The organism is Bradyrhizobium sp. S3.3.6, assembly GCF_040546905.1.
Taxonomy (GTDB): Bacteria; Pseudomonadota; Alphaproteobacteria; order Rhizobiales; family Xanthobacteraceae; genus Bradyrhizobium; species Bradyrhizobium cytisi.
This window is the reverse complement of record NZ_JBEPOT010000001.1, coordinates 937,501-944,761: the sequence shown is the minus strand read 5'-3', so window position 1 is coordinate 944,761 and position 7,261 is coordinate 937,501. Positions and strand designations below refer to the sequence as shown.

Annotated in this window: 4 protein-coding genes, 2 tRNA genes and 2 rRNA genes (1 of these 8 cut by a window edge); 5 read left to right on the top strand and 3 right to left on the bottom strand. The window is 59.5% G+C overall.

Going from position 1 to position 7,261, the window contains the following annotated elements; all coding sequences use genetic code 11:
• Window positions 1–92: 92 nt before the first annotated feature.
• Window positions 93–359: a hypothetical protein gene (locus ABID59_RS04535; RefSeq protein WP_148751717.1), complete on the bottom strand. Its 267-nt coding sequence runs from the start codon at window positions 357–359 to the stop codon at window positions 93–95.
• A 188-nt stretch (window positions 360–547) separates the two neighbouring features.
• On the opposite strand from ABID59_RS04535, the gene ABID59_RS04530 reads away from it, so the two are divergent.
• Window positions 548–958 carry a hypothetical protein gene (locus ABID59_RS04530; RefSeq protein ID WP_354036960.1) on the top strand — a complete coding sequence of 137 codons (411 nt, stop codon included), beginning with the start codon at window positions 548–550 and terminating at the stop codon, window positions 956–958.
• Window positions 959–1,010: 52 nt separating this feature from the next.
• Here the strand turns inward: ABID59_RS04530 and ABID59_RS04525 are convergent, their stop codons facing one another.
• Complete coding sequence (locus ABID59_RS04525; protein ID WP_354082556.1) at window positions 1,011–1,373, bottom strand: SPW repeat protein; 363 nt, start codon at window positions 1,371–1,373, stop codon at window positions 1,011–1,013.
• A gap of 141 nt (window positions 1,374–1,514) precedes the next feature.
• Window positions 1,515–3,578: a M23 family metallopeptidase gene (locus ABID59_RS04520; protein ID WP_148751720.1), complete on the bottom strand. Its 2,064-nt coding sequence runs from the start codon at window positions 3,576–3,578 to the stop codon at window positions 1,515–1,517.
• Between the two features lie 1,036 nt (window positions 3,579–4,614).
• Here ABID59_RS04520 and ABID59_RS04515 point away from each other — a divergent pair.
• The 4 genes from ABID59_RS04515 to ABID59_RS04500 all read left to right on the top strand — a co-directional run.
• A 16S ribosomal RNA gene (locus ABID59_RS04515) occupies window positions 4,615–6,103 on the top strand.
• 186 nt (window positions 6,104–6,289) lie between these two features.
• Window positions 6,290–6,366, top strand: a tRNA-Ile gene (locus tag ABID59_RS04510).
• Window positions 6,367–6,399: 33 nt separating this feature from the next.
• A tRNA-Ala gene (locus ABID59_RS04505) sits at window positions 6,400–6,475 on the top strand.
• A gap of 424 nt (window positions 6,476–6,899) precedes the next feature.
• Window positions 6,900–7,261 (top strand): 23S ribosomal RNA (locus ABID59_RS04500) (it continues 2,511 nt past the right edge of the window).
• The 16S and 23S rRNA genes sit together here with 2 tRNA genes alongside, the layout of an rRNA operon.

Below are 7,261 nucleotides of genomic sequence, written 5' to 3'. Positions count from 1 at the left end.
GCTATTGGTCGCATCGTCGACACCTACACGCCCGCAGAATCCACAAACTACTTCGTGGCCGCAGGGTACTTGCAACCTGATCGGCTAACGCTCTAACTGACTGCGGACGCAGAGCCGGGATCGGCCGGGCCTTCCTCGTCGCCTTCCTGCTCGAGCTCCGAAAGGATATCCACGAGCTCGCGCACCCGGCCCTGCGCCAGCGGACGGAGGTCGTTGATCATGGGCTCGTCGTTGGCGAGCCATGCCTGGGCCTCGGCAAGCTCCTCGACTGTCGCGCCGGTTCCGATGATCTGTGCAATCGTGACGTCATCAGCTCTGCTAACGGCCTTGACCACGTCGTCACGTGAGAGGCGCTGCATGGATTGTCCTCCTCTTGGTGATATTTAATGAAACTGCTGTGACCGGCGCAGGTTGCCCCACATGGATTCGCCGTTGGACGCACCAATCCGGCGTCGGAGTTGACCGACGTCGCGTCCGATTGTTCCTGTCGGCTGCAAAGGCATTTGCCACGGGTTCCCGGCGAATTCCGCGAGCGTGGGGTATCGCCATGAACAAGGATCTTGTCTCCCGTAACCGACCTGCCTTCGACGAGCTTCATCCAAAGATCTACGGTGCCGCCGTCGGCCTTGTCGCCTGGTTCGCGCTGATGGCTTGGGTACTGTTCGATCGCAGCAGCGATGTCAGCCTGTTGCTCGCGTTTGTCAGCCTGTTGTTCCTGGTCGCGGCGGGGATTCCGTGGATATTGTCGCGGGTCTGGAGGCGCCAGGTGTCCGATGAGCTCCATCTCCAGCAGCCCTCGTTGCATGATTGGGAAGCCGGCGACTTCAAGGTTTGGGGTGCAACGCTTCACGGCACCGATGCCGCGATCGACGTCCTGCTGCCGCTCATGGCCGTCTCGTTTGGTCTTACGGCGATCGGAATCGTCTTCGTGATCGTGCGCGCAGCTGCGTTGTCGTAGCGCCGCTCCGATCGTGGCCCCGCCCGCATGTGGGCGGGCGGGGCGCAGTCTGCTAGCGGCTTGCGGTCAGCCGCGGCGGGTTCTGTGACATGATCCAGAGCTCGATGGCGGCAAGCACGGCGACTGCGATGCCGACCACGACGTGGATGGTCATTGCCGTCTTGGCCCCCTGGAAGCCGAGCACCCAAGGTGCAACAAGCGTCCAAAGGCCGACGATCAGATTCAGCCACTCTTCCCACACCGCAAAGGCCGCCAGCGCCGCGATCGCCAGGATCGCAATCACGATGCCCGCGATGTATGCGTTCTGTGAGGCCGCTCCGGCGCCAAAACCGAACATCCAAGGCGAGAAGAACAGGAACGCGCCGAGGATCAGGTTTGCGACGTCGCACAGCTTTGCGTTCGTCCAATTGTCCATGACATCCTCCATTCAGCCCCTGCCTGTCGTGGGAAACCAACCAGTCCGGACCCCGGCGGGTTCCAACCAGATCGAATGCAGAACGGAAGGTTTTGAAGCCGACGCCTGGGGCTTCGGTCGGTTCCCTGACGATCGGGCGGGCTACCGGTTGGTGACCTGGAGCGGCCCACCCGTCGCATCCGACATGCGGGCGATCGCGCCGCCCCGGCCACTCATCATGCCGTCGAGCCGGTCGCGCTCCTTCTCGAAACCTGACAGCATCGGGCCTTCGAGCGAACGGCCGCGCGGCAGCTTCACGCGCATCGGGTCGACGAAGCGGCTGTTGACGAGAATTTCGTAGTGGACGTGGGGGCCGGTCGACTGGCCGGTCGAGCCGACGAAGCCGATGACCTGGCCCTGCCGCACCTTCTTGCCGGGCTCCATGCCCTTGGCGAAGGCCGACATGTGGCCGTAGGCGGTCTCGTAGCCGTTGTTGTGCTTGATACGGACGTATTTGCCGTAACCGCCCTCGAGCTGGGCCTTTTCGATCACGCCGTTGCCGGCGGCGAAAATCGGCGTGCCGTAGGCGGTGGCCCAATCGACGCCGGTGTGCATCTTCACATAGCCGAGGATCGGATGGCGGCGACCGCCGAAGCCGGAGCGCATGATGGCGGTGTTGACGGGCTTACGAACCAGGAATTTCTTCGCGCTCTTGCCGGTCTCGTCATAGTAGTCGACGACGCCGTCGTCGGGGCTCTGATAGCGGTAGTATTTCTTGGTTTCGCCGCCGACCGTGAGCGAGGCGAACAACACCTCGCTCTTGTCGGTCGCCGTCACGCCTTCGTCCTCGCCGGCGTAGAACACGTCGAACGAGTCGCCCGGCTGCACCTTGCGCTGGAAATCGACGTCGTAGGAGTAGATCTTGATCATGTCGTCGATGACAGGCATCGGAACTTTATTGCGCATCGCGGTCTCGTAAATGCTCTGGTAGAGCCGCACGCCGCTGCCGTCATCTTCGTCATCGTCGTCGCTGTTGGCGTTGGCCGCAGCGTCCGCGACGGTGTTCATGCTGGAGACGTCGACCGCGACGTATTTGCCGAGATCGGACAGCGCCGCGATCGCCTCGACCATGGTGTCGTTGGCGACGACGACGCGATAGGGCTGCAGCCGGGCGCCGGGGCTTGCGGGCGCCATCAGGATGCGAAGTTTCTCGCCCTCCTTCAGGCCGCCGTCGCGGCCGCGGGGGCCGAGCGTCGCAGTAATTGATTTGATCTCGTCAGCCGTGGCGCCGAGGTCGCGCAGGACGGACGCGACTGTGTCGCCCTTCTTGACCAAATGGACGCGCTCGCCGTTGGGATTGCCGCCGGTGATCTGCTCCTTGGTCTTCGGCAGCAGCGTGACGTTTTCCGGCACCACGCGGGTCTCGAAGCCGGCATAGGGATCGGACGGCGACACTTCGGTGGCGTAGGCCATCTTCATGTCGGAGGGGCCGCTTGCGCCGGCGATGTCGGCGGTGGCATTGGCAAGAGACGCGTAGCGGACCCCGCCATTGCCGCGCCAATTGGCGGCATCGCGCACCCGCATCAGGATGTCGTCGAGCGCCACAACCGCGGAAATCTTGGCCTTCGGCAGCACCGGCGAGAGGTCCTTGGTGACGAAAGAGACCTCGGCGTCGGGCTCGACGGCTTCAGGATTGTTCGGATCGTCGGTCGCGGTTTTCGGATCGGAGCCGACGTCGGTGAGCATGCGCTGTGCGTTGAACGGCGGGATTTTCGCCGACAGGTCGCTCGTCGTCATCGACAGATTGCCGGCGATCCGGATGAAGGGACGCACGCGCATCACGTCGCGGTTGCCGACGCGGGCGACCGTCGAGACGCGCACGATGTTGCGAGACGCGGTGGAGTCGTTCGGCGGCGGCAGGCGGTCGCTCTTGTGCAGGGTGGCGGCGCGATCGGCAGCTCCGAATGCACCACGTAGCGCGCCTTCGACCCGCTCCGGCACCTTGGCGAAGGTCATTTCGCCGTCGAGAGATGCGAAAACGGCGCCGCCGATCAGGGCTGCGCCGCAGAGTCCGGTCAGAATTGTGCCGCTGAACCATTGCACCGAGACGCGACGGCGATCGATGACCGCGGCCTCGGAACCGTCGACGGACAACGGCGGCTCGTGGCCGAGATCGATGATCCCGGTCTCACGCCCATAAGCGCCGCGCGACGTCCTCTGGTTCAACCCAAGTCCCCCAATCCAAGTCCCCAAATCAACGACCCGAGACCCTTCGCCTCGAACCTCTCCCTGGTCGCCCTCTTGCGGGGGGATCGCGGAAAAAGCCGTGCCGCACAGGTGCTCGCGCTCAGTAGGCCCCGATCAGGGCCCGGCCGAAATTACGAACAGCAAGGCAGGTGAAGATCTCTCGATGTCTTTCGAATGTCCGAAGAAGGCTGCGTCATCATCAGATCGCCTTCTCTGGACCCCATGAAAATCGCCGGCAGCCCCCACTGGCATCCCGCGATTCAAGCTTGTCTCTTATCAGAACGCCGCGGGATTGTGGCTCTAGTACGGCGCCTAATACGGAAAAAGTTTCCTGAACGGCCGGGCGCAGGGGCCTTGCGCCGAGGGGCGCCGCAAGCTGCTTGCGGCGTTTCTACCGGGGGCCCCGTCCGGAGCATCTCCCGAGCCGCTTCCGAGCCCCTCGGGGGCCAAACTTTTTTCAGATTTTTTGCCGAGCGACTTCGCCCCACCGCTTCCACGGTCTTCTAATCGACTGGAATCGCTGGATTATTTTTGACGATCCGCTGTGCGACGATTTGTTGACGATGGGCGTTGACAATCCCGGGCGGGGGGGCCTATAACCCGACCACTGAGCGCGGCGCCGCCGGGTCACTGACCAAGGCGAGCGAACGCGCCACTGATGCTCCTCACCTTGTTGAGTGCACAACAGCCGACACAAATCGGTTGGAGTTCATTCGTCGTCGGTAAGGGTGTCGGAACCCTTCCACTCTGGAAGGTTGGGGCCTCCTGGTCCCGGGCTGTTTGACAAGTGAAGATGAAGAAAGAGAAACGTGGACGGCGGAGTCCTTGCGGGTCTCGCATCTGAAAAGCTTCGGCTTTTCTGATCGGGACCGGACGAAAGACTTCGGCGGTACACGTTTCAAAGGTACACCATCGTTGCCCGCGATGTGAATCGCAGGCAGCTCGTCGATTTCGGTCGATGAAAAATGGTGGGACCTCGTCAAACGTTGTGATCAGCCGGTTCAAAGTTCAAGTCCAACTTGAGAGTTTGATCCTGGCTCAGAGCGAACGCTGGCGGCAGGCTTAACACATGCAAGTCGAGCGGGCGTAGCAATACGTCAGCGGCAGACGGGTGAGTAACGCGTGGGAACATACCTTTTGGTTCGGAACAACACAGGGAAACTTGTGCTAATACCGGATAAGCCCTTACGGGGAAAGATTTATCGCCGAAAGATTGGCCCGCGTCTGATTAGCTAGTTGGTAGGGTAATGGCCTACCAAGGCGACGATCAGTAGCTGGTCTGAGAGGATGATCAGCCACATTGGGACTGAGACACGGCCCAAACTCCTACGGGAGGCAGCAGTGGGGAATATTGGACAATGGGGGCAACCCTGATCCAGCCATGCCGCGTGAGTGATGAAGGCCCTAGGGTTGTAAAGCTCTTTTGTGCGGGAAGATAATGACGGTACCGCAAGAATAAGCCCCGGCTAACTTCGTGCCAGCAGCCGCGGTAATACGAAGGGGGCTAGCGTTGCTCGGAATCACTGGGCGTAAAGGGTGCGTAGGCGGGTTTTTAAGTCAGGGGTGAAATCCTGGAGCTCAACTCCAGAACTGCCTTTGATACTGAAGATCTTGAGTCCGGGAGAGGTGAGTGGAACTGCGAGTGTAGAGGTGAAATTCGTAGATATTCGCAAGAACACCAGTGGCGAAGGCGGCTCACTGGCCCGGTACTGACGCTGAGGCACGAAAGCGTGGGGAGCAAACAGGATTAGATACCCTGGTAGTCCACGCCGTAAACGATGAATGCCAGCCGTTAGTGGGTTTACTCACTAGTGGCGCAGCTAACGCTTTAAGCATTCCGCCTGGGGAGTACGGTCGCAAGATTAAAACTCAAAGGAATTGACGGGGGCCCGCACAAGCGGTGGAGCATGTGGTTTAATTCGACGCAACGCGCAGAACCTTACCAGCCCTTGACATGTCCAGGACCGGTCGCAGAGATGTGACCTTCTCTTCGGAGCCTGGAGCACAGGTGCTGCATGGCTGTCGTCAGCTCGTGTCGTGAGATGTTGGGTTAAGTCCCGCAACGAGCGCAACCCCCGTCCTTAGTTGCTACCATTTAGTTGAGCACTCTAAGGAGACTGCCGGTGATAAGCCGCGAGGAAGGTGGGGATGACGTCAAGTCCTCATGGCCCTTACGGGCTGGGCTACACACGTGCTACAATGGCGGTGACAATGGGACGCTAAGGGGCAACCCTTCGCAAATCTCAAAAAGCCGTCTCAGTTCGGATTGGGCTCTGCAACTCGAGCCCATGAAGTTGGAATCGCTAGTAATCGTGGATCAGCACGCCACGGTGAATACGTTCCCGGGCCTTGTACACACCGCCCGTCACACCATGGGAGTTGGTTTTACCTGAAGACGGTGCGCTAACCAGCAATGGAGGCAGCCGGCCACGGTAGGGTCAGCGACTGGGGTGAAGTCGTAACAAGGTAGCCGTAGGGGAACCTGCGGCTGGATCACCTCCTTTCTAAGGATGGTTCTTCAGAAGCTTGCTTCTATCGAACCGTTTTAGAAACATCAGTGGCCAACGGTCGTCAGGATCGTTGAGCTGCATTGGCGGGATTTCGCCGTCTACGTTTCTCTTTCTTCGCGGACGAACACGCGCTGGGCCTGTATGCGCAGGATCCCTGGTCCTTGACGGGATATGCGTTAGGGGCTTGTAGCTCAGTTGGTTAGAGCGCGCGCTTGATAAGCGTGAGGTCGGAAGTTCAAGTCTTCCCAGGCCCACCACACTCATCGGGTAAGCATTCGTCTTCTGGTTACGGGGCCATAGCTCAGCTGGGAGAGCGCGTGCTTTGCAAGCATGAGGTCGTCGGTTCGATCCCGTCTGGCTCCACCAGATGGTTTGATTGCCGACAAATTGTGTACCTAAATCGTCCGCGAAACATCACTTCGCATCCTGCTAGTCTGGATAGACAGCAGGTTGCGTGATTTCTGACATCGTAAAGAGGAGATCGATCCGAGTTGGATCGTGCAGAAGGTTTCTGCGCGAGACTTCATTATCTCCGGATCATTTCGGCGCTCGCGCGCCTTTCAGTGTGGCCCACAAGGTCGCGTCTGAAGGACATGCGAGTTGTAAATGATCCTTTTAGCGAAGCTTGACCGCCTCGCTATCGGAACGATCTTACGAAGCAAGCTGGTCTTTCTAATCATTGTCCGGCTGCAGATAGCGTTCATCGAGGGCGCGTGCCTTAGAGGCTTAGGTTTCTTGGCAATTCTGCAGACAACATTCTGCCGAGTGTGTGGACATTGATAATGAGAGCAATCAAGTGCCTTAAGGGTGTTCGGTGGATGCCTTGGCGCTGAGAGGCGAAGAAGGACGTGCTACGCTGCGATAAGCCGTGGGGAGCTGCGAAGAAGCTTTGATCCGCGGATTTCCGAATGGGGAAACCCACCTTCGATAGCCGGAACTCCAAGACCTCAGTCGAAAGACTGCGGTGTGGGGTTCGACCAGATAATGGAAGATTCCTGACCTTTAGATTTCGATCGAAGAGGTTTTGGATTTCCGGTTATCAAGAGAAGGTATGAGACTTCTGAATACATAGGAGGTTTCAAGCAAACCCAGGGAACTGAAACATCTAAGTACCTGGAGGAAAGGACATCAACAGAGACTCCGTTAGTAGTG

Excerpts from the sequence above, each read along its gene's own strand:
- ABID59_RS04535 (WP_148751717.1), bottom strand. The coding sequence starts at position 359 with ATGCAGCGCCTCTCACGTGACGACGTGGTCAAGGCCGTTAGCAGAGCT.
- ABID59_RS04525 (WP_354082556.1), bottom strand. The coding sequence starts at position 1,373 with ATGGACAATTGGACGAACGCAAAGCTGTGCGACGTCGCAAACCTGATC.
- ABID59_RS04530 (WP_354036960.1), top strand. The coding sequence starts at position 548 with ATGAACAAGGATCTTGTCTCCCGTAACCGACCTGCCTTCGACGAGCTT.